This window comes from Pantoea sp. UBA5035 (genome assembly GCF_002415245.1).
Taxonomy (GTDB): domain Bacteria; phylum Pseudomonadota; class Gammaproteobacteria; order Enterobacterales; family Enterobacteriaceae; genus Pantoea; species Pantoea septica.
Genome location: NZ_DICD01000027.1, coordinates 418,677 through 440,090, shown reverse-complemented (window position 1 = coordinate 440,090; position 21,414 = coordinate 418,677). Strand labels below are relative to the sequence as shown.

The window sequence follows — 21,414 nt, the reverse complement described above, 5'->3', positions numbered from 1 at the left end:
CCTTTACTCGAGGAAGAAGACCGGCTTTAGCACCTGGCTAACCGGACTGTTGTCGGGATTGCTCGGCATGAGATCCTTCATCGACGCCCACCAGCGCTGGCACACTTCCGTCTGCGCCACCGCGTTCCAGCGCTCTTCCGACTCGATCTCCACGCTGGCGAACAGCAGATGCCGTTCGGCGTCCAGCCAGATTGCGTAGTTGTGCGCGCCGTGCGCCTTGAGCGTTTCCGCCAGCTCCGGCCAGATAGGCGAGTGGCGACGCTCATACTCCTGATGGCAATCACTATTCACCTGCATGACAAAGGCTTTACGAAGCATTGGCCGGCCCCGCGTCGAGCGCCGCCTGCCATGGCTTAACGTTGAAGCGTTTACCCAGCGCCACCAGCTGTTCGGTCGTGATGCTCTGGCGAATGCCGCCCATCGACAGCACCTTCACGATCACCTCGGACGATTTCTCTGCGGTGTCGATCAGGCCGAAGGTTTCATCCAGCGTCGGTCCGGCGCCGAAGATGCCATGGAATGGCCACATCACGATGCTGTGAGACGCCATCTGATCGGCCGTCGCCTGACCGATTTCATCGGTTCCCGGCACCATCCACGGCAGAATGCCGACCCCGTCCGGGAACACCACCAGACACTCGGTGCTGCCTTCCCACAGCAGACGGGTAAAGCGCGCCGAATCGAGATCCACCACGTAGCTCAGCGACATAAAGTTGGTTGCGTGACAGTGCATAATCACGCGATCCGCGCCGCCGGAGACCGCTTTGCGCACGCTGTGAGACTGGAAGTGCGCCGCCAGCTCGGAGGTCGGCAGTCCGCCGTTGCTCAGCCCCCAGTGAATTTTATAGGAGAGCCCTTGCTCGTCGACCTTCAGCAGCGCCAGGCAGTCGGCGGGATCGAGCTGTACGTTGCGGAAAAACTTGCCCGAGCCGGTAACGAGGAACCAGCAGTTGGCCAGTTCAGGCGCCGGTTTCGTCAGCTCAACGCAGCGCGGCTCGGCGTAAAAGTCGCCGGCGAAAGGCTTAACTTCCTCTTCCAGCAAGCGCAGCGACACGTTGCCGCCGTTACGTTCGTCCCAGCCCTTGAGCCACATATCGCTGGTGGCTTTAACCATTCCCTGTACAAACCAGGATGAAAGAATGCTTTGCATAGTGAACCCTTAACGTTGATTCAGAATTTGTTTTTCATAGTGACGCACATCGCTTAACCAGCTGGCGTCGGCGGGCACGTCGTGGCGCAGGCACCAGGCTTCCCATACCGCCTGCCACGGCAGCGATTTTTGCTCTTCCAGCAGCGCCAGACGCGCGGTGTAATCCCCGGCGGCCTCGCTCTGGCGCAGGCGATCGGTCGGCTCCAGCAGCGCGCGCAGCAGCGCTTTCTTGGTGTTGCGCGTGCCGATGACCCAGGCGGCGATGCGGTTAATCGAGGCGTCGAAGAAGTCGAGGCCGATATGCACCTTGTCGAACAGCTGGTGGCGCACGATTTCGCTGGCGATCGCCTGGGTTTCATCGTCGAGCAGCACCACATGGTCGCTGTCCCAGCGCACCGGACGGCTGACGTGCAGCAGCAGGCGCGGCACATAGAGCATGGCGGTGGAGATCTTGTCGGAAATCACCTCGGTCGGATGGAAGTGGCCCGCGTCCAGCGTCAGCGCGGTCTGACGGCTGGTGGCGTAGCCCATAAAAAACTCGTTGGAGCCGACGGTGTAGCTTTCCGCGCCGATGCCGAACAGCTTGCTCTCGACCGCGTCGATATGGTGCTGCGGGCTGAGCTTCTCGGCGATCACCTCATCCAGCGCGCTCAGCAGACGCTGACGCGGCGCCAGCCGATCCACGGTGAGATCTTTCATGCCGTCCGGCACCCAGATATTCATCACCGACGGCGTGCCGAGCTGCTCGCCAAAGTAAGCCGATACGCGACGGCTCGCCTTGCAGTGATCGATCCAGAACTGGCGGATCGCCTTGTCGGCGTGCGACAGGGTGAATCCGTCGCCGCTCAGCGGATGCGAAAAGCAGCTCGGGTTAAAATCGAGCCCCAGCTTCTGCTGCTTCGCCCACTCCACCCAGCTGGCGAAGTGCTTCGGCTCGATGGCGCCGCGATCCACCGGCGACTCGCTCTCCAGATAGATGGCGTGCAGGTTCAGACGTTTGGGGCCTGGGATCAGCGACATCGCTTTTTCCAGGTCGGCGCGCAGCTCAGCGGCGTTGCGCGCTTTGCCTGGATAATTGCCCGTCGCCTGAATGCCGCCGGTCAGCGCGCCCTGCGGGTTCTCAAAGCCGCGCACGTCGTCGCCCTGCCAGCAGTGCATGGAAACGGGGACGCTATCCAGGCGCGCCATCGCCTGTTCGACATCCACGCCGATATCGGCATAACGTTGTTTAGCGAGCTCAAAGGCTTGCTCAATCAGCTTTGTCATATGCGAGTTCCTTAGCAGGCTGACTCAGCGCCGAAAAGCGTGCCTGACAGGCACGAAAGGCGCTGTTGGTCAGCGGTTCAAATGTCTTCAGAGGGAAGTTGTTTTCTACGCAGCGGCGGAAATCCGCCACGTCGGTCAGTTCGCCCAAGGCGATAAGCTGGCAGCCGACGTTGCCCAGCGTCGAGGCTTCGACCGGCCCGGCCAGCACCGGAATTTCGCAGGCGTCGGCGCAGAGCTGGTTGAGAAACTGGTTCTGGCTGCCGCCGCCCACCACGTGCAGCTGGCGAAACGCGCCGCCGCGCAGCGTGGCCAGCTCGTCGATCACCTGGCGGTAGAGCAGCGCGAGGCTGTCGAAAATACAGCGCGCCAGCGCGGCGGCGGACTGCGGCACCGCCATATGCTGTTCGGCGCAGGCGTTCTGAATTTCGTTGACCATGCTGTCCGGATTAATAAAGCGCGCGTCGTTGGGATTAATCAGCGCGCGACAGGCCGGCTCTTTCGCCGTCTCGGCGATCAGCGCGCAGAGATCGTCGATTTGCAGCTCAGCGCAGACCCGCTGCAGCAGCCAGAGACCCATAATGTTTTTCAGCACGCGATAGCCTTCGGCGCCGCCCTCATTAGTGATGTTGGCTTTAAGCGCATTCGCGGAGGCGTAAGGCAGCAGGCTTTCGAATCCCATCAGCGACCAGGTACCGGAGCTGAGATAGGCCGCGTTGTCCTGGGTCAGCGGCGTAGCGAGCACCGCGCTGGCGGTGTCGTGAGTGGTGACGGCGATAACCGGGATCTCGACGCCGCGGGCGTTCTGCCAGCAGCCGATAACATTGCCCGGCGACGTCGGTTTGCCGAACCAGGCGGGCGACGCGCCTGCCCAGGCAAGCAGTTCGGCGTCCCACTCGCCGCTTTCGATATTCAGCAGCTGCGTGGTGGTGGCGTTGGTGTACTCCCAGTTGAGCTTGCCCGTCAGGCGATAGTGCAGATAGTCGGGGATCATCAGCGCGTGGGCGACCTTCTCTTTCCAGTCCGGCTGTTGCTGGCTCAGGGCGCGGAACTGATAAAGCGTATTGAACGGCAGAAACTGAATGCCGGTGCGGGCGTAGATCGCCTCTCTGCCCAGCTCGCGCAGCGCCTGCTCCATCACGCCGTGGGTGCGTTTGTCGCGATAGCTCACCGCTTCGCCGACGCGGTTGCCCGCTTTATCCAGCAGCACCATATCGACGCCCCAGGTGTCGATGCCGATGCTGTCCGGCACGATGTTCTCCTCGTCCAGCTGCGCCAGCCCGGCGCGGATTTCGCGCTCCAGATGATCGAGGTCCCAGCAGTCATAGCCGGCGCGGCGTTCGCGACGGCTGGCGAAACGACGCACTTCGCGCAGATCGATTTGCTGTGATGCGGCGTCCCACCGGGCGAGCATCACGCGTCCGCTGGATGCGCCCAAATCAACCGCAACGATATTTCGCTTACTCATGGCCCGTTCTTCCTTAGATATGATGCTGACAGAGTAGGAACCTTGAGCGCGCGCCACCTTCCCCGTACTGCCAGCGCCGCAACGCCGCTGGCAGGTTTGCAAAGAAGTTCGTGAGAGAGATCACAGAGGCGCAAGGGCGACGGATGTGAGCTTCGCCGCAATTCTTTTAACTGGTGGGAATATCTTGAAAAAAAAGCGAATTTCCTGCGCTTCGCGGTTGAAAATTCAAGGTCAGCCGCGCGGGCGCTGAGTAGACTCGGTTACGCTTTTGTTAAACGACCGAGGCTCCAATGACGATTTTACACAGCGCCGATTTCTTCCCTCAGGGCGACTACGCCATCGCTATCGAACCCCGGGTGCCGCAGCAGGCGTTTCCCGAACATCACCACGATTTTCATGAAATCGTGCTGGTGGAACAGGGTTCGGGGATTCACGTTTTCAACGGACAGCCGCAAACGTTGTGCGCCGGCTGCGTCTGCTTCGTGCGCGATCACGATCGCCATCTGTATGAACAGACGGAGAATCTCTGCCTGACCAACGTGCTTTACCGCAGCCCGGGCGCGTTTCGCTTTCTCTCGGGACTGCAGGCGCTGCTGCCGAACGACCAAGATGGCAGCTACGCCTCGCACTGGCGGATAAATAATAAAGTCATGACGCAGGCGCTGGATGTGGTGGCAAAGATGCGGCAGGATGATGGCTGGTCGCTGGAGAAGCAGGCGCGACAAGAGCAGCTCTTTTTGCAGCTGCTGGTTTTGCTGCGTGAAGCGTGCCGCAATGAACAGGCGCAGGATCAGGAGGCGCGCCTGCACCGCCTGCTCGACTGGCTTAACGATCACTACAGTGAAGAAATTTTGTGGGAAGCGCTGGCCGACCGCTTTTCGCTGTCACTGCGCACGCTGCACCGTCAGATGAAGCAGCAGACCGGCAGTACGCCGCAGCGCTATCTGAACCGTCTGCGTCTGCTGCAGGCGCGTCATCTGCTGCGCCACAGCGATCTGCGCATCACCGATATCGCCTTTCAGTGCGGCTTCGGCGACAGCAACCATTTCTCCACCCTGTTTCGGCGTGAATTTGGCTGCGCCCCGCGAGCGGAGCGCCAGCAGATGATGTAAAAGGAGCAAGCGATGACGCTGATACTGAGTCGGGACGACTATTTTGCCGCCCCAGGCCTGCCGGTTACGGTGGCTGAACGTATGCCGCAACCCTCTTTTCCCCCTCACCGGCATGAGTTCAGCGAAATTGTCATCGTCTGGCGCGGCAACGGCCTGCATATCCTCAACGATCGCCCCTGGCTGATTACCTGCGGCGACGTCTTCTATATCCGCGACCAGGATTGCCACAGCTACGACAGCGTCAACGATCTGGTGCTGGATAATATTCTTTACTGCCGCGATCGCTTCGGTCTGGCTCTCGACTGGACGCAACTCTTGCCGCCGCAGGGCGTCGACGCGCCGGGCTGCTGGCGGCTGACCACGCGCGGCATGGCGCTGGCGCGCGGCGTCATCAGCCAGCTGGAGCGCGAGAGCCGTAAGGGCGATCCCCTCTCTATTCAGCTGACGGAAGCGCTCTTTTTGCAACTGGCGTTGATCCTGCGTCGTCACGGCTATGCGGCAGATCGCCCCTGGGCGCTGCCTGAGGGGGAACAGCTCGATCTGCTGATGTCGGCGCTGCAGGGCGCGGTGGCGCGTCCCTTCGACCTGGCGGCGTTTTGTCAGCAGAACTCGCTGAACGAACGGGCGCTGAAGCAGCTGTTTCGTCAGCAGACCGGCATGACGGTCGGCCATTACCTGCGCCAGCTTCAGCTCTGTCAGGCGAAGCATCTGCTGCGCACTCAGGACTGTCTGATCGGTGAAGTGGCGGCGCGCTGCGGTTTCGACGACAGCAACTATTTTTCGGTGGTGTTTACGCGCGACACCGGCTTAACCCCCAGCGCCTGGCGCCAGCAGTTTGTGCCACAGCGGTCGGGAAGTGGGGCGCAGGATCGAGCGCCGTCTTAAAAAATACAAGCGTCAGCGTCGCGCGCACAGGCAGCGCCCTGTGCCTGCCAGGCGGGTGAAATGGCTTGTTCGTAAAGACGCAAAAAGCGGCATCCATGTCGGCTCGTCCCGCAACATCTCTGTCGCGGGACGCTTTGCTCCTCTGACCTTCTTGCCCGCGCGGGCACGTTATTTTCCAACCAGAACCTGCCTGTTTTATCTTCCTGCAGACTTACGCGGCCATGCCAAGCCCAACGATATTGGCGGCGATAATAATCACCACGCAGCCGATAGAGAGCACGCCTACCGGACGACGCCCGGCCGACTTCCACTCTTTCATCAGCAGCCCCACCAGCCCGCCGCACAGCACGTAGAGGCTCATATGCAGCATCCAGCTTACGTAGTCATACTGCGGCGGAATGCTGGCGTGGCCCCAGGCGTAGAAGAAAAACTGCAGATACCACATGGTGCCGCCCAGCACCGCAAAGGCGATATTGGCGATCAGCAGCGGCTTCGCCACTGAGAGATCCCGGCGCAGCGACAGTTCCGGCTTCATCGCCAGGCGGATAAAACAGAACGCCAGATTGACCAGCGCCCCGCCGCCCATGATCACCACATAGCTTGGCAGCGCGACGTAGAGCGGATCGATGCCCAGCTGCGCCGCCGCTTCATGCATCGGTTTAGCCGCATCCATCGCAAACGACATGCCTGCTGAAAAGATGCCGCACATCACCGCCAGCACCAGCCCTTTCTTAAGGTTAAACTCCTCGGCATTGATTCCCAGCGCGCGCTCCTTCAGCAAACCGGCGCGCGAAACGATGGCGACGCCCACCAGCGCCACGGCGACGCCAAGCAGCGTTAAACGGCCGCCGGTCGAGGCGAACAGCTCGCCGAAGCGCCCCTGGATCAGCGGCGTCATCAGGGTGCCGACCACCAGCGTAATGCCGATAGCGATGCCGATGCCCATCGACATGCCGAGATAGCGCATCGTCAGGCCGTAGTTAATATTGCCGATGCCCCACATTGCGCCGAACAGAAACACCGGCAGCAGCTGAGAGAAGCTAAAGCTGCCGTAATAAGCCCAGAAGTTCGGCAGCAGCACGGCGCTTACCGCCCAGGGCAGGATCAGCCAGGACATAAAGCCGCCTATCGACCACATCGTTTCCCATGACCACTTTTTCACCTGTTTAAACGGCGCGTAGAAACACGCGGCGCTGGCAGCTCCGACGAGATGCCAGAAGATACCTGCAATAATGGCACTGTTCATTGTTATTCCTTGCATAAGGTTGAGGCCTACAGGAAACCCGGTTCCTGATTAGCAGGCAGTCTACGGCGCGCCTGAACGCCTCAGCCTTTGGATGACTGCCGATCGCAAAGCCGAAATGGCAATATCCGCCAGTTACTCCCTACGCAGATCACAGTTTCGACTTTGTCGGAATGGCAGCGAATAATTCCTATAAGTGACTTATTATTCAGGATTTTTTTGCAAACTGCTGTGCCGCGCAGCACATTTATCAGCTGGCTGCCGCTTTTCTCTCGTCCCTGGCAGCAACAGAAAGATCGCTTCACTAATGACGCTTAACGCCGTATAAAACGTAGAAAATCTTCGACGGCCGGAATTGAGATGACGGGTAAATGGTTAACGCTGTTCTTAACGCGTGCGGTAAGTCGCGTGATGCTGGACGATCTGCGCGCCATCCTGCCCGCCAGCGCGCTTAAGATTTTTATTAATGGACTGGAAGAGACGCAGTACGCCACGCTGGAGTGCCAGCAGGCGGAAGAGAACTGCGCGCTCATCGCCTCTGCGCTGGTGGTGTGGCGTCAGCTGGGCCAGGTGCGCAGCATTACCTATAAAAAAGGCGAAGTGCTGCGCGACGTCAGCGACGCCACTCAGTTTCAACTATTTAGCATGCTGAAAACGCACCGCGCGGTGATGCAGGTCGCCTGACGCGGAGATAATGAGGTTTCTATGAGAGTGGGTATTCTGTTTCCGATCGCGATTATCGTCGCTGGCGTCGGCTTTCTGGCATGGTTTATCGGCAGCGGACTCGCCATGCCTGGTTCCTGAGCTATCGTAGCTGACTGTCTTTACTGCCGCGGCGGTTGAAGAGCGCGCTGCCCTTCATTTCTTTATCGTGCTCCTGCTGACACGCCAGGCAGAAGCGCACGCCCGGCACTGCTTCACGGCGCGCCTGCGGGATCGGCTCGCCGCACTCGTCGCAAAACTCCGCGCTTTCGCCCTTGCTCATGGTGCCGCGCACGCGCGCAATCTCATCGTTAACCGTACTTTCGATCTGTTCCTGAACGGCGCCGTCTGACGCCCATCCGCTCGCCATAACATCCTCCTCATGCTTCTTGAAAGTGTTGGCCCAAATTCCGTTTTGCGCAACGTTGAGAAGATATGCGGGCCATCGCCGCTGAATACAACCTTTTGCCGCCCTCATCGTTCCAATCTGCGTCTGTTTGCCAGCACCGCGCCGCCTGTGGCAATCAGACTAAGGTGTCCCCTTCCATTTTGTTTCACGCTGCATTTATAAAACATTTTATTAACGTACCCGACATCGGAGATTCGGCAGATGACAACAGAACTAAAACATTACATTAACGGCGAGTTTGTCGCGCACAGCGCAGACAGCTGGATTGAGGTGATCAATCCCGCCACTGAAGCGCTGCTGGCTCGCATACCTGAAGGCTGCGCGCAGGACGCCAGCCGCGCGATTGACGCCGCCGAAGCCGCGCAGCCGGCATGGGAGGCGCTGCCCGCCGTAGAGCGCGGCGGCTGGCTGCGCAAGCTGGCGGCCGCTATTCGCGACCGCGAGCCGGAACTGACCGCCACCATCGTCGCCGAAGGCGGCAAAACGCAGGGGCTGGCGCAGACCGAGGTGCTGTTCACCGCAGATTATCTTGAATATATGGCCGAATGGGCGCGCCGCTATGAAGGCGAGATCGTCAACAGCGATCGGCCCAATGAAAATATTTTCGTCTTTAAAAAGGCGATCGGCGTCACCACCGGCATTCTGCCGTGGAACTTCCCTTTCTTTTTAATCGCCCGTAAAGCCGCGCCTGCGCTGATCACCGGCAATACCATCGTGATTAAGCCCAGCGAGCTGACGCCCCTAAACGCCGGCATCTTTGCCGAGATCGTTCATCATATCGGCCTGCCGCCGGGCGTAATTAACATTGTCTATGGCTACGGCCCGGAGATTGGACAGGAGCTGGCCGCTAACGCGAAAGTTGGTCTGGTCAGCCTGACCGGCAGCGTCGGCGCAGGCGTCGCCACCATGACGGCAGCGGCGAAGAACGTGACTAAAGTGTCGCTGGAGCTGGGCGGCAAGGCGCCCGCCATCGTGATGGATGATGCCGACGTCGCGCTAGCGGTTAAGGCGATCGTCAGCTCCCGCGTGATCAACAGCGGCCAGGTATGCAACTGCGCGGAGCGCGTCTATGTGCAGGAGGGCATTTACGATTGCTTTATGACCGCGTTAACCGAGGCGTTCAAAGGCGTGACTTTCGGCGATCCGGCGGAGCAGCGCGATCTGGATATGGGGCCGCTGATTAACGCCGCTGCGCTGGCGCGCGTCGAGAAGAAAGTGGCGGACGCCGTGGCGGCGGGCGGCAAGGTGGTGCTGGGCGGCAAGCGCGCCGGTGAAAAGGGCTTCTTTTTTCAGCCGACGATTATCGCCGACGTCCGTCAGGATATGGAGATTATGCGCGAGGAGATCTTTGGGCCGGTGCTGCCGGTGATGACCTTCAAAACGCTGGACGAGGCCATTGCGCTGGCCAACGACTGCGAGTACGGCCTCACCTCCTCTCTCTATACGCGGGATCTGAATACCACCATGGTGGCGCTGCGTAAGCTGAAGTTCGGCGAAACCTACGTTAACCGCGAGAATTTTGAGGCGATGCAGGGGTTCCATGCGGGCTGGCGCAAATCGGGCATCGGCGGCGCCGACGGTCGACATGGGCTGGAAGAGTATCTGCAGACGCACGTCGCCTATCTGCAGTTTTCACTGTAACGGTTGGGCCGCCCTTTTCGGGCGGCCTGCGCGCCCGCTCACCCGCCTGCCACTCGGCGCTCAGGCTACGCGCGACCGGCTGCGCAGCAGCGCCGCGGCGCTCAGCAGCGATACCGCCATCAGATAGTAGCCCGGTGCAAGACTGCTGCCGGTGGCGTTTATCAGCAGCGTGCAGACCAGCGGCGCGAAGCCGCCGAATATCGTCACCGCGACGTTATAGCTGATCGCCATGCCGCTGGCGCGCGTGCCGACGGGAAAGAGATCCGCCATCACCGACGGCACGGTGGAAAAGTAGATCGATTTCAGCAGCGCCATCCAGCCCACCAGCAGCATCAGCGTCAGCGGCGAAGTGTGATTCACCATATAGCGAAAGGCGGGATAGATGGTCACCAGCAACAGCAGCAGCGACCCCCACATCAGCGGCACGCGCCCTACGCGCTCGGCCCACAGCCCCATCAGCGGCGTCACCAGGGTGAGGATCGCCCCCGCCAGCAGCGTGGCGCTAAACGCGACGCTGCCCGGCAGATGCAGCGTTTTGGTGGCGTAGGTCGGCACATAGTTCAGCATGTAGTTAACCGCCGTTGAGATCACCATCAGCCCGACCGCCAGCAGCATCAGCTCTTTCTGAGCACCGAACAGCTGTTTTAACGGCGCCGCGCTTTTTTCCTGCTGAGCAAAGCTCGCAGGTTCATGAACGTGACGGCGGATATAGATCCCCAGCGGACCGATCAGCAGACCGAAGGCGAAAGGAATGCGCCAGCCCCAGGACTGAATCTGCGCCTCGCTAAGGATCTGCGTCAGCCCGAGGCCGAAGGCGGAGGCCATCAGCGTGCTGGCGCCCTGCGTCGCGAACTGCCAGCTGGCGATAAAGGCTTTGCGCTTGGGAAAATGCTCCACCAGAAACGCCGTCGAGCTGCCGAACTCGCCGCCCGCCGAAAAGCCCTGAATCAGGCGCGCCAGCATAATCAACAGCGGCGCCGCCAGCCCGATAGTGCCGTACTCCGGCATAAAGGTGATGATCGCGCCGCCCAGCATCATCAGATTGATAGAGAGCAGCAGCGCCTTTTTGCGGCCGTGGCGGTCGGCGTAGTTGCCCAGCACCACCGCGCCGAGGGGACGGATAAGAAAAGAGACGCCAAAGCTGCCGAATGTTAACAGCAGCGATACGGAAGCGTCGCTGGTGGGGAAAAAGGCGTGGGCGATATAGCTGGCGAAGAAGCCGTAGACCGCAATATCGAACCACTCCAGCGCGTTGCCGATACAGGTGGCGAACAGGGTTTTGTGCAGGCTCGGCTTCGTCTGAACCTGCATTGCTGCTTGCGACAGCGTGCTCATACGCGCGCTCCCTGGTAAGCCTGCTGCCGCGCCAGCAGCGCCTCGCCCTCTTCGCCCAGCTGCCAGAACAGCCGCGTCATGATCTGCAGGCCTTCGCGCGCCACGGACTTCAGCATATGCTCGTTAACGCCGTGCTGGCCGCAGGCGGGATAAGAGTGCGGCACCCACAGAGTCGGCAGCCCGAGGATCGCCGAAAAGACCTCGTTCGGCAGAGAACCGCCCAGGTTAGGCAGGAGCGCCGGTTTTTTGCCGCTGCTGACGGCCAGGCTCTCCAGCGCCCAGGCGACCAGCGGGCTTTGCGGATCGAGACGCGTGGCGGGCGAGCCGCGCAAAAACTCGACCTGCACAGAGTCGAATCCGTGGGCGCGCAGATGTGCCTCAACGTGCGCCACCAGGTTTTCCCAGTCGGTGCCCACCACAAAGCGCAGCTGACACACCGCGGTCGCCTCGCCCGGGATCGCATTCATAGGACGCGCCGGGTTGCCGGTCTCGAAGGCCAGCACCTCCAGCGTGTTCCAGCCGTACAGACGCTCCGCCGCCGTCAGGCCCGGTTCGCCCCAGTCGGCGTCCAGCGCCGGATCGCCCGGCATGCCGCCCACCTCGATATCGCTGAGAATGGCGCGTACTGCCGCGCTCAGCGAGTCGGGCTTCAGCGCCTCGATCTGCAGCACGCCGCGCGCATTGACCAGCGAGGCGATGGCGTTCGCCAGCTGGATGCCGGGATTGCTGAGCAGCCCGCCCCAGTTGCCGGAGTGATAGGCGTTGTCGCGCGCGCGGATGGTGAGGCGAAAATTGGCCGCGCCGCGCGAGCCGAGAAACAGCGTCGGCCGCGGCGCGCTGACGCGCGGGCCGTCGGAGGCGATAAAGAGGTCGGCGCGCAGCAGCGCCTGCTGCTGGCGGCATAGCTCGGCCAGCCCGGGCGAGCTGATCTCTTCGCCCATCTCGAACAGAATTTTGCAGTTAAAGCCGAGACGGCCGCCGCGCGCCTGGTAAACCTGCTCCAGCGCCGCCAGATTAACGCAGTGCTGGCCTTTATTGTCCGCGCTGCCGCGGCCATACCAGCGATCGCCCTCTTCGATCAGCTGCCAGGGATTCAGGCCGTCGCGCCAGTTTTCATCGTCGCCGAACACCACGTCGCCGTGACCATAGAGCAGCAGCGTCGGCAGCGTCGCCTCTTCAATACGCGTCGCCACCAGAAAAGGAGCATTCGCCGCTGCCGGATTGTCGATAAAGTGCAGCGTGAAGCCCAGCGCTGCCAGCTGCGGCGCGATCTCCTGCTGCAAATAGTGATTCAGCTCGCCGTCGCGATCCGCCCGCTGGCTTTCGGTGGCGCACGCCACGCGACGCGCCAGAAGCCGCTGGAATTCTCCGCTGTCGAAATAGCGTATCGCCTGTTGCATTGCCTGTTGTTCCGTCATGTTTGCCCTGTCTTTTTTATTGTGTGTCGCTCTATCTTTGCCAAAAGGCGGGCGTTGCCACAATTATCAATTTATCGACATAGCCTTGCTTTGAAAGCAAAGCTAAAATGCCCGATAAAGAAGCATGCACCGCTGGGGTGCAGAGGAGAGAGGATGCTGAGCAGCGAGATCCGTTATTTCCTGGCCGTGGCCAACAGCGGTTCGCTGAGCGCTGCCAGCGAGCAGCTGTTTGTAGCGGTCTCCGCCATCAGCCGACAGATCCAGCGGCTGGAGGCGCAGGTGGGCGCGCCGCTGTTCGATCGTCACGCGCGCGGCATGGTGCTCAATGAGGCGGGAGAAATTTTTGCCCGTCAGGTACGGCAAAGCCAGCTGGATATGGAGTACGCGCTGGCGGAGATTAAAGGACTGAAGGCGATCCGCCGCACGCTTATTCGCGTCGCCTGCACCGACGGCATGGCGTTCAGCCTGCTGCCAGGTTTGCTGGCGGAGTTTCGCACGCTGAATCCCGGCGTCTATTTCGCGCTAAAGGTAGAGAGCGCGCAGAGCGTAGCGGAACGCGTGCGCGCCGGGGAGTGCGACGTGGCGCTGCAGTTTAGCCTTCATCCAGAACGCGGCGTGGAAGTCATCGGCTCCTGGCCCGCGCCGGTGCTGCTGGCGATGCAGAGAGATCATCCGCTGGCGCAACAGCCGGTGACGCTGGAAGCGCTCAGCCACTATCCAATGGCGCTGCCGGAGCAGAACACCACGGTGCGGCAGCTGTTCGATCTCGCCTGTCAGATGCGCGGCTGCGTGATTGAACCGGTGCTGACCTGCGACTATTTCGCCACGCTCTATCAGTTTCTGCTCAATACCCCTGAGGCGATCACCATCAGCAGCGCGTTTACCCTGATCAACGCAACGCAAACCCAGCATCTGGTGCTGCGCGAGATGGGCGTCGACCAGCTCAGCCAGCGCACGCTGCAGCTGCAGCGCGTATCGGGACGACAGCGCAACGCGGCGCTGTCGCCCTTTCTCGCGTTTCTCCAGCAGCGTATCAGCGCGATCGCCGCCGGACTGGCCTGATTACTCTTTAATATCGACCGGATAGAAAATGTGTTTGCCGAACGGGTCGATATCGTAGCCGCTTACCTCTTTGCGTACCGGCTCGAAGATAGTCGAGTGGGCAATCATCACCGCGGGCATCTGATCATGCATGATCTGCTGCGCCTGCAGGTAGAGCGCGGTGCGCTTGCCCTGATCCGGTTCGGCACGCGCCTCGGTGATCAGCTTTTCAAACGGCTGATAGCACCACTTCGAGGAGTTGGAACCGCCCTGGGTTGATTTGCAGCTGTAGAGCGGCCCGAAAAAGTTGTCGGGATCGCCGGTGGCGGTGGTCCATCCCATCAGCGCCGCCTGATGCTCGCCGCTTCGCACCCGCTTGAGATACTCGCCCCATTCGTAGGTGACAATAGAGGCCTTGATGCCGACCTTCGCCCAGTCCGCCTGAATCATCTCCGCCATACGGCGCGCGTTAGGGTTATAGGGACGGGAAACCGGCATAGCCCAGAGCGCGATTTCCGTGCCGGGCTTGATGCCCGCCTGCTGCAGCAGCGCTTTAGCTTTCTCGGGATCGTAGCTGTAATCCTTAAGGTCTCTGTTTTCGCTCCAGACGCCCGGCGGCAGAATGTTCTTCGCCGCGGTGCCGGTGCCTTTGAAAATCGCGTCGATAATGGCGGGTTTGTTGATCGCCATCGCCAGCGCCTGTCGCACCTCCACCTTATCCAGCGGCGCTTTAGTGGTGTTGAACGCGAGGAAGCCGGTATTCAGCCCCGCCTTTTGCATCAGGTTGATCGCCGGATTGCTGCGCATTTTCTCCAGATCTGCGGGATTCGGGAACGGCATGATCTGACATTCGCCCTTCTCCAGCTTGGCAAGCCGCACCGAGGCGTCCGGCGTAATGCTGAACACGATGCGGTCCAGCTTTGCCTTGCCCGCCCAGTACTCTGGAAAGGCCTTATAGAGAATGCGCGAGTCTTTCTGATACTGCACCAGCTGGAACGGCCCGGTGCCGATGGGATCCATATCGACCTTCTCCGGCGTGCCCGCCTTCAGCATCTGGTCAGCATATTCAGCGGAGTGAATCGAGGCGAAATACCAGGCGAGATCGGCGAGGAAAGGCGCTTCCGCGTGATTCAGGGTAAAGCGCACCGTGTGGTCGTCGACGCGATCGATACTCTTGATCAGGGTGGTTAACTCAAGGCTGTCGAAATTAGCGTAAGTGCCGCCAGAGACGTTGTGGTAGGGATTTTTGCTATCCATCTGCCGCATAAAAGAGAAGATAACATCGTCGGCGTTGAAATCGCGGCTGGGTTTGAAGGCTTTATTGCTCTGAAAAGAAACGTTTTTGCGCAGGTGGAAGGTATAGACCTTGCCGTCCGGGCTAATCTCCCAGCTTTCCGCCAGGCTCGGCACCAGTTCGGTGGTGCCATATTTAAAGTCCACCAGCCGGTTAAAAACCGGCACCGCGCTGGCGTCCACGCTGGTTCCCGAGGTGTAGAGCTGCGGATTGAAGTTTTCCGGCGACCCTTCGGCGCAGTAAACCAGCGTTTTCGCGCCGGCATTATGCGCCAGGGTAGCGGTCAGCAACGCCAGCATCGCTATCTTCACTTTCATCATTTCCTCACTTTTTATTGACTTCCGTTGGTCAGATTCCCTAAATGATCCAGACGCTTTATGGATACCACGTTTTCGTAACATAACGAATCCCGCTGTTGGCAGACAAATAAGGATCGGTGATGACAGCCCTTGCAAATAAGTTAACTCAACGTTTTTTTCGCTATCTGGCGGTCAGCAGCCAGAGCGACGCTAAATCAGACACCTTGCCCAGCACGCCGAGCCAGCACGCCATGGCGCAGCTGCTGGCGCAGGAGCTGACCGCTCTCGGGCTGGATAAGGTGGAAATCGACGACTGCGCCACGGTGACGGCGGTGAAGCGCGGCAACCGGCCCAGTGCGCCGCGCATCGGGTTTATTACCCATATCGATACTGTTGATGTAGGGCTCTCGCCCGATATTCATCCGCAGATCCTCACCTGGCAAGGCGAGGATCTGTTGCTCAACGCGCGTGAAGATATCTGGCTGCGCCGCGACGAGCACCCGGAGATCGCCCCCTATCTCGGCGAGGAGATTATTTTCAGCGACGGCACCAGCGTGCTGGGCGCGGACAATAAGGCGGCGGTGACGGTGGTGATGACGCTGATGGAGAATTTGCAGGGCGATCACGGCGATATCGTGGTGGCCTTTGTGCCCGACGAAGAGATTGGGCTGCGCGGCGCGAAGGCGCTCGATCTGGAAAAGCGCTTCAACGTCGATTTCGCCTGGACCATCGACTGCTGCGAGCTGGGCGAAGTGGTCTATGAGAACTTCAACGGCGCGTCGGCGGAGATCACCTTTACCGGGGTGCCGGCGCATCCGATGTCGGCCAAAGGGGTACTGGTCAATCCGCTGCTGATGGCGCACGACTTTATCAGCCTGTTCGATCGTCGGGAAACGCCGGAGCATACCGCGGGTCGCGAAGGCTATATCTGGTTTAACGAGATGCAGGCGGGCGCCAGCCAGGCCACGCTGAAGGCCTCGATTCGCGATTTCGATCTGGCGCAGTTTGCCGCGCGAAAAGCGCAGCTGCAGCAGGCCGTGGCGGAGATTGCGCAGCGCTATCCAACCGGCAGCGTCGCCATCAGCATCAGCGACATCTACAGCAACATCAGCAACGCCGTGGGCGAAGATCGCCGCGCGATCGATCTGATCTTTACCGCGCTGGCGGATCTCGATATTGAGCCAAAGGTCATCCCGATGCGCGGCGGCACCGACGGCGCGGCGCTGTCTGCGAAAGGATTGCTGACGCCGAACTTCTTTACCGGCGCACACAACTTTCACTCCCGCTTCGAGTTTCTGCCGATCTCATCCTTTGTGAAGTCCTATCAGGTGGCGGAAAGGCTTTGCTTGCTGGCGGCGCAGAACTAAAGGCTGAGCGGCAATAAAAAAGGCGGCCATTCGGCCGCCTTTTTTGCTATTTCGTCGCGCTGACGTCAATGCCGGGGAAATATTTCGCCGCCAGCTTTTTCACCGTGCCGTCATCCTGAATTTTGGTGATCGCCGCATCCAGCTCCTGCTTCAGCTTCGTATCGCCCTTACGCAGGCCGAAACCGATGCCGGAGCCGAGAATCGCGTCATCCTCGACTGCCTTGCCGGCAAAAACAAAGCCTTTGCCCTGCGGTTTATCGAGGAAGCCCGACTGGCCGGCGGCGGACATCACCAGTGTGCCGTCCAGACGGCCTGCGACCATATCGTTATAAACCTGATTCTGATCCTGATAGGAGGTCACGGTCACGCCCTGGGGCTCCCAGTGCTTCTTGGCATAGGTCTCCTGAATCGAGCCCTGCAGCACGCCGATATTTTTGCCCTTCAGCGCTTCAGCGGTCGGCTGCAGCTTCTCGCCCTCTTTCACGATCAGCATGCTTGGAATGCGGTAGATTGGCTTCGTGAAGTCGATGCTTTTCGCCCGCGCCTCGGTGATATTCATCGCCGAGTTAATGGCGTCAAACTTCTTCGCCTGCAGCGCCGGGATCAAGGCGTCGAAGCTGCTCTCTACCCATTGACAGTTAAAATTGCCGGTCGCGCAAATGGCCTTGCCTAGCTCAATATCGAACCCTTCCAGCTCGCCCTGCGCATTGCGGCTCTCAAACGGCGCATACTGCGATTCAAGGCCGTAACGCAGCGTTTCCGCCGCCAGCGCGTGCACCGAACTCATCATGCCGAGCGCAAGAAACAGCGCATTGATTTTTTTCATTTTGTTTTCCCCTGAGATTAACCCTTCACCCGACAGAGCGCCTCTGCGCCGCGCTGCAGGGTGGCGTCGTCTTTTGCAAAAGAGAGACGAATCACGTTGTTATCGGTGCCGTCCATATAAAACGCCGAAAGCGGGATGGTTGCCACGCCCTGTTCGACGATAAGACGTTTTACCATCTCGCTGTCAGGTTCGTCACTGAAATGTCCGTAGCTGGCCAAAACAAAAAACGAACCGGCGCACGGCAGCAGTTTAAAGGGCGAATCCTGCAACAGCGTCACCAGGCGATCGCGCTTCTGCTGATAGAACGCCGACAACGACAGATAGTTCTCGGCGCGCTGCAGATAGTGCGCAAAGCCGATCTGCATCGGCGTATCGGCGGCGTACATCATAAACTGGTGCACCTTGACCAGCTCCTCCATCAGCTCGGCCGGCGCAAGGCAGTAGCCGACGCGCCAGCCGGTCACGTGAAAGGTCTTGCCGAAAGAGGAGACGATAACGCTGCGCTGCGCCAGCTCTGGATGAGTCGCCATACCGCAGTGGGCGCGGCCGTCGAACAGGATATGCTCGTAGACTTCATCGGAAAGCACCACGATATCGGTGCCGCGCGTCAGCGCTGCCAGCTGCGCCAGATCGGCAGGCGTCAACACCTGCGCGCTCGGGTTGTGCGGCGTGTTAATAATGATCATGCGGGTGCGCGGCGTCAGCGCAGCGCGCAGCGCCTCCCAGTCGATGGCGTAGTCAGGGAATTGCAGCTTCAGGCCAACCGGCGTGCCGCCCTGCAAACGCACCACCGGCGCGTAGCTGTCGAAAGCGGGCTCGAAAAAAATCACCTCGTCGCCCGGGTTCACCAGCGCCGCGATCGCCATATAGATGCCCTGACTGGCGCTGCCGTTAATCAGCACTTCGGTCGCAGGATCGTAATGCTGGCCGTAGAGCGCCGCCACCTTGGCCGCCAGCGCCTCTTTGAGCGCGGGCCAGCCGGTCATCGGCGCGTACTGGTTATGCCCTTCGCGCATGGCGCGGCTGACCGCTTCCACCAGCGCCGGATCGCACGGAAAGTTGGGCGCGCCCTGCGACAGGTTAATGGCCTGGTGCTGCGCGGAGAGCTGGCCGATGACGCTGAAGATGGTGGTGCCAACGTCGGGCAGTTTCGAGGTAAGGTTAACGCTGCTTTTCATCGTGCGGGCTCCTGCGCGGCTGCATAAAAATGTCGATTTCGTTGATATCTATTCAACGACCCGGCGCTTGAGCCGACAAGCGAATTGTTGTCATAATAGCCATGACTAATTTGCATAGCTGGAGTGATGATGCCGCGTTCTCTGCCGCTTAACGCCATACACGCTTTCCTGGTAACCGCGCGTCATCTCAACCTGACGCGCGCGGCGGGCGAACTCTGTATAACTCAGGGCGCGGTGAGCCGCAAAATCGCCACCCTTGAACACTATCTGGGGTTCGCGCTGTTCGAGCGCCACGCGCGCGGCCTGCGCCTGACCTCGCAGGGCGCGGCGCTGCTGCCGGATCTGCGTCAGGGGTTCGAGCTGATAGCGGGCGCGACGGACAAGGCGATGCGCCAGCATGGCGTGATCCGGCTCAAGGCGCCGACCTGCGCCATGCGCTGGCTGGTGCCGCGGCTGGTGGCGCTGGAGCAGCAGCGGCCGGAGCTGCACGTCGCGCTGACCACCACGCTGGAGCATCACGCGCAGCTGGAGGGGTTCGACGCCGCTATTCTGTACGGCACGCCGCCGCCTGGGGCGATCCACCTGTTTGACGAGGCGATAACGCCGGTGATGGCGGCCGACGCCGCGCCGCCCGCCTCGCCCGAGGCGCTGGCTTCCATGACTTTTCTGCACCCTACCGGCGATACTCGCGACTGGCAGCTGTGGCTCAGCGCCCAGAATACCAGGCTGACGATGACGCGTAATCAACACTTCAGCACCATGGATCTGGCGATCAGCGCGGCGATACAGGGGTTTGGCGTAACGGTGGCGGATATCAATCTGGTGGAGAGCGATCTGACGAACGGGCGTCTGATTGCGCCGTTCGCCAGCCGGGTGAAAACCGGGGCGGCCTACAGTTTGCTGCAACGCCCGGTCAGGGAAGCGCCGCCTTACCTCGCGGATCTGGCGGCGTGGCTGTCACGCGCTTAAAAGGTGACCCAGTCGGCGCCTGACTCCTCTTTAAGACGCGGCGTGCCGCCGGCGGCCGGGGCCGGACGGCTGTTGCGTGACGGCGCGCTGGCCAGCGGCTCCTGCGACGAGAGGCGGAAGCGGGAGACGGAGGCTTCCAGCGATTCGGTCTGACGCGCCAGCGCGGCAGCGGCGGCGGAGACCTCTTCCACCAGCGAGGCGTTCTGCTGCGTAACGCTGTCCATTTCGGTGACGGCGACGCCGACCTGCGAAATGCCTTTGCTCTGCTCTTCCGACGCGGCGGCGATCTGCTTCATGATGGCGTCCACGTCCTGCACCGACTTAAGAATATGGTGCATGGTGTTGCCGGTATTGCCCACCAGCGCCGCCCCCTTGTCCACGCGCTGCACGGAATCCTCAATCAGCGCGGCGATCTCTTTCGCCGCGGCGGCGCTACGCTGCGCCAGATTACGGACCTCGCTGGCGACCACCGCGAAGCCGCGGCCCTGCTCGCCGGCGCGCGCCGCTTCCACCGCCGCGTTCAGCGCCAGAATATTGGTCTGGAAGGCGATGCCGTTAATGACACTGGTGATCTCGGCGATCTTTTTCGAGCTGCCGGAGATGCCGTTCATGGTAGAGACCACTTCGCTCACCAGCTGGCCGCCCTGCTGCGCGGTCGACGAGGCGGTTTCCGCCAGCCTGCTGGCCTGGCGGGCGTTGTCGGCGTTGAATTTCACCGTCGCGGTCAGCTGCTCCATGCTGGCGGCGGTCTGCTCCAGCGCCGCCGCCTGCTCTTCGGTGCGCGAAGAGAGATCGTTGTTGCCTGCCGAAATCTCCGCCGCGCCGCGGGAAATATTTTCGGTGCCGCTGCGAATGGCGCTTACCGCTTCGCGCAGGCTATCCTGCATGGCGCTCAACAGCGGCACCAGTTTGCCGACGCAGTTGCGGCCGAACGGCGTAACCGGCTGGCTGAGATCGCCAGTGGCGATCACGGCGAAATGCTCGCGGATACGGTCCAGCGGCTTAACCAGCATGGCGACCAGATAGCGATCGGTAAACAGCAGGATCAGCAGGCCGGCGAACACCGCCGCCACCAGCGTGATTTTGGTCAGCACGGTCAGGCGATCTACGTTAACGCGGGTTTGATCGAGCTTAATCGCCGCCGCCTGGTTAAAGGCTTCGGCGCTGGCGCCAAAGGCGCGGCTCAGCGCGGGCGTCACCGTACTGGCGTGCTGACGATAAACCTCAAGCGACCCCTGGCGCGCCTTCTCCAGCTGCGGCGTCACGCCCTCATCGAGCAGCTTTTGCCAGTTGGCGATGGTCTGGTCGACGATCTGCGGCTCCATCGGGCCGGGCGCCATCTGCTTAAACTGCGCCAGCTGCTGGGTCATATTGTCCAGCGCCTGCTGTACCGGTTTCCAGTCGGCGTCGGCTGGCTGCGCGCCGCCGGCTTTCATCTCCATCACGCGCGACAGGCGCGTAATGACGCGGAAATACTGGTCGTTGCCCTTGCTTAAGGTGGTCATCTGCGCGACCAGATGGCGGTCGACATCATTGCCGTTGCTGAGCTCGCCGAGCGAATGGACGCTGAACCAGCCCACCGCGCACCACAACAGGCAAAACAGGCCGAGAATCCACAGCATAACGGCGCGAATCGTGAAGTTTTTTAATATACCCATAGCCAAATCCTTGACGGTGAAAACCGAGAGGGGCCCGATAATCTCGGGCATAAAGGCGTTATCGGCAGGGATTAAGGAAGGTACAGCCTTTTAGTTAGCAATAAAGTTGCTCAATGCGCCTGCGCGACGCAGAGGTAACCTGATGATTTAACGGCA

The 21,414-nt window shown here is 60.8% G+C and carries 20 protein-coding genes; 8 read left to right on the top strand and 12 right to left on the bottom strand.

Features of this window, described 5'->3' with window-relative positions; translation table 11 throughout:
- Positions 1–3 precede the first annotated feature (3 nt).
- From rhaM to rhaB, 4 genes are read right to left on the bottom strand one after another with little or no spacing between them, the layout of a single operon-like run.
- Positions 4–318, bottom strand: a complete 315-nt coding sequence (gene rhaM, locus B3229_RS18870) for an L-rhamnose mutarotase (RefSeq protein WP_048781359.1) — start codon at positions 316–318, stop codon at positions 4–6.
- Positions 308–1,150 carry a rhamnulose-1-phosphate aldolase gene (rhaD, locus tag B3229_RS18865; protein ID WP_033747144.1) on the bottom strand — a complete coding sequence of 281 codons (843 nt, stop codon included), beginning with the start codon at positions 1,148–1,150 and terminating at the stop codon, positions 308–310. The genes rhaM and rhaD overlap by 11 nt, the downstream gene beginning before the upstream one ends.
- A 9-nt stretch (positions 1,151–1,159) precedes the next feature.
- Positions 1,160–2,416 (bottom strand): L-rhamnose isomerase, encoded by a 1,257-nt coding sequence (locus B3229_RS18860; protein ID WP_286873329.1) that lies wholly within the window; start codon positions 2,414–2,416, stop codon positions 1,160–1,162.
- The gene (rhaB, locus tag B3229_RS18855) at positions 2,400–3,881 is read right to left on the bottom strand and encodes a rhamnulokinase (protein WP_286873327.1); all 1,482 of its coding nucleotides are present in this window, start codon (positions 3,879–3,881) and stop codon (positions 2,400–2,402) included. The genes B3229_RS18860 and rhaB overlap by 17 nt, the downstream gene beginning before the upstream one ends.
- 290 nt (positions 3,882–4,171) lie before the next feature.
- Between rhaB and rhaS the strand changes: the two genes are divergently transcribed.
- Positions 4,172–4,993, top strand: a complete 822-nt coding sequence (gene rhaS / locus B3229_RS18850; protein ID WP_048781362.1) for an HTH-type transcriptional activator RhaS — start codon at positions 4,172–4,174, stop codon at positions 4,991–4,993.
- A gap of 12 nt (positions 4,994–5,005) precedes the next feature.
- Positions 5,006–5,878 carry an HTH-type transcriptional activator RhaR gene (rhaR, locus tag B3229_RS18845; protein ID WP_286873324.1) on the top strand — a complete coding sequence of 291 codons (873 nt, stop codon included), beginning with the start codon at positions 5,006–5,008 and terminating at the stop codon, positions 5,876–5,878.
- Between the two features lie 211 nt (positions 5,879–6,089).
- Here the strand turns inward: rhaR and rhaT are convergent, their stop codons facing one another.
- Complete coding sequence (rhaT, locus tag B3229_RS18840; protein WP_033747132.1) at positions 6,090–7,124, bottom strand: L-rhamnose/proton symporter RhaT; 1,035 nt, start codon at positions 7,122–7,124, stop codon at positions 6,090–6,092.
- Positions 7,125–7,481: 357 nt separating this feature from the next.
- On the opposite strand from rhaT, the gene B3229_RS18835 reads away from it, so the two are divergent.
- Together B3229_RS18835 and B3229_RS18830 are read left to right on the top strand one after the other, a co-directional pair.
- Entirely contained in the window at positions 7,482–7,805 is a 324-nt protein-coding gene (locus B3229_RS18835; RefSeq protein ID WP_286873322.1) for a hypothetical protein, read from the top strand.
- A 21-nt stretch (positions 7,806–7,826) separates the two neighbouring features.
- On the top strand, positions 7,827–7,925 hold the full coding sequence (locus B3229_RS18830; RefSeq protein ID WP_143806249.1) for a YoaK family small membrane protein: 99 nt from the start codon (positions 7,827–7,829) through the stop codon (positions 7,923–7,925).
- A 1-nt stretch (position 7,926) separates the two neighbouring features.
- Here B3229_RS18830 and B3229_RS18825 read toward each other — a convergent pair whose 3' ends face one another.
- On the bottom strand, positions 7,927–8,193 hold the full coding sequence (locus B3229_RS18825) for a DksA/TraR family C4-type zinc finger protein (protein WP_048781365.1): 267 nt from the start codon (positions 8,191–8,193) through the stop codon (positions 7,927–7,929).
- 240 nt (positions 8,194–8,433) lie between these two features.
- Here B3229_RS18825 and aldA point away from each other — a divergent pair, with 240 nt between their 5' ends.
- Entirely contained in the window at positions 8,434–9,873 is a 1,440-nt protein-coding gene (aldA, locus tag B3229_RS18820) for an aldehyde dehydrogenase (protein WP_286873316.1), read from the top strand.
- Positions 9,874–9,933: 60 nt separating this feature from the next.
- Here aldA and B3229_RS18815 read toward each other — a convergent pair whose 3' ends face one another.
- Positions 9,934–11,208 (bottom strand): MFS transporter, encoded by a 1,275-nt coding sequence (locus B3229_RS18815; protein ID WP_286873313.1) that lies wholly within the window; start codon positions 11,206–11,208, stop codon positions 9,934–9,936.
- A complete protein-coding gene (locus B3229_RS18810) occupies positions 11,205–12,626 on the bottom strand; it encodes a M20 family metallopeptidase (RefSeq protein ID WP_286873310.1) in 1,422 nt (473 codons plus the stop codon). Before B3229_RS18810 ends, B3229_RS18815 begins: the two co-directional genes overlap by 4 nt.
- A gap of 153 nt (positions 12,627–12,779) precedes the next feature.
- Here B3229_RS18810 and B3229_RS18805 point away from each other — a divergent pair, with 153 nt between their 5' ends.
- Positions 12,780–13,688 carry a LysR family transcriptional regulator gene (locus tag B3229_RS18805; RefSeq protein WP_286873307.1) on the top strand — a complete coding sequence of 303 codons (909 nt, stop codon included), beginning with the start codon at positions 12,780–12,782 and terminating at the stop codon, positions 13,686–13,688.
- Here the strand turns inward: B3229_RS18805 and B3229_RS18800 are convergent, their stop codons facing one another.
- Complete coding sequence (locus B3229_RS18800; RefSeq protein ID WP_286873547.1) at positions 13,689–15,278, bottom strand: ABC transporter substrate-binding protein; 1,590 nt, start codon at positions 15,276–15,278, stop codon at positions 13,689–13,691.
- A gap of 122 nt (positions 15,279–15,400) precedes the next feature.
- Here B3229_RS18800 and pepT point away from each other — a divergent pair, with 122 nt between their 5' ends.
- Positions 15,401–16,627 carry a peptidase T gene (pepT, locus tag B3229_RS18795; protein ID WP_286873304.1) on the top strand — a complete coding sequence of 409 codons (1,227 nt, stop codon included), beginning with the start codon at positions 15,401–15,403 and terminating at the stop codon, positions 16,625–16,627.
- Between the two features lie 46 nt (positions 16,628–16,673).
- Here the strand turns inward: pepT and B3229_RS18790 are convergent, their stop codons facing one another.
- On the bottom strand, positions 16,674–17,453 hold the full coding sequence (locus B3229_RS18790) for a transporter substrate-binding domain-containing protein (protein ID WP_033747113.1): 780 nt from the start codon (positions 17,451–17,453) through the stop codon (positions 16,674–16,676).
- A gap of 17 nt (positions 17,454–17,470) precedes the next feature.
- On the bottom strand, positions 17,471–18,631 hold the full coding sequence (locus B3229_RS18785; protein WP_048781371.1) for a methionine aminotransferase: 1,161 nt from the start codon (positions 18,629–18,631) through the stop codon (positions 17,471–17,473).
- 126 nt (positions 18,632–18,757) lie between these two features.
- On the opposite strand from B3229_RS18785, the gene B3229_RS18780 reads away from it, so the two are divergent.
- On the top strand, positions 18,758–19,600 hold the full coding sequence (locus tag B3229_RS18780; RefSeq protein WP_048781372.1) for a LysR substrate-binding domain-containing protein: 843 nt from the start codon (positions 18,758–18,760) through the stop codon (positions 19,598–19,600).
- On the opposite strand, the gene B3229_RS18775 is transcribed toward B3229_RS18780, so the two are convergent.
- On the bottom strand, positions 19,597–21,258 hold the full coding sequence (locus tag B3229_RS18775) for a methyl-accepting chemotaxis protein (protein ID WP_277268688.1): 1,662 nt from the start codon (positions 21,256–21,258) through the stop codon (positions 19,597–19,599). The genes B3229_RS18780 and B3229_RS18775 overlap by 4 nt on opposite strands.
- Positions 21,259–21,414 lie beyond the last annotated feature (156 nt).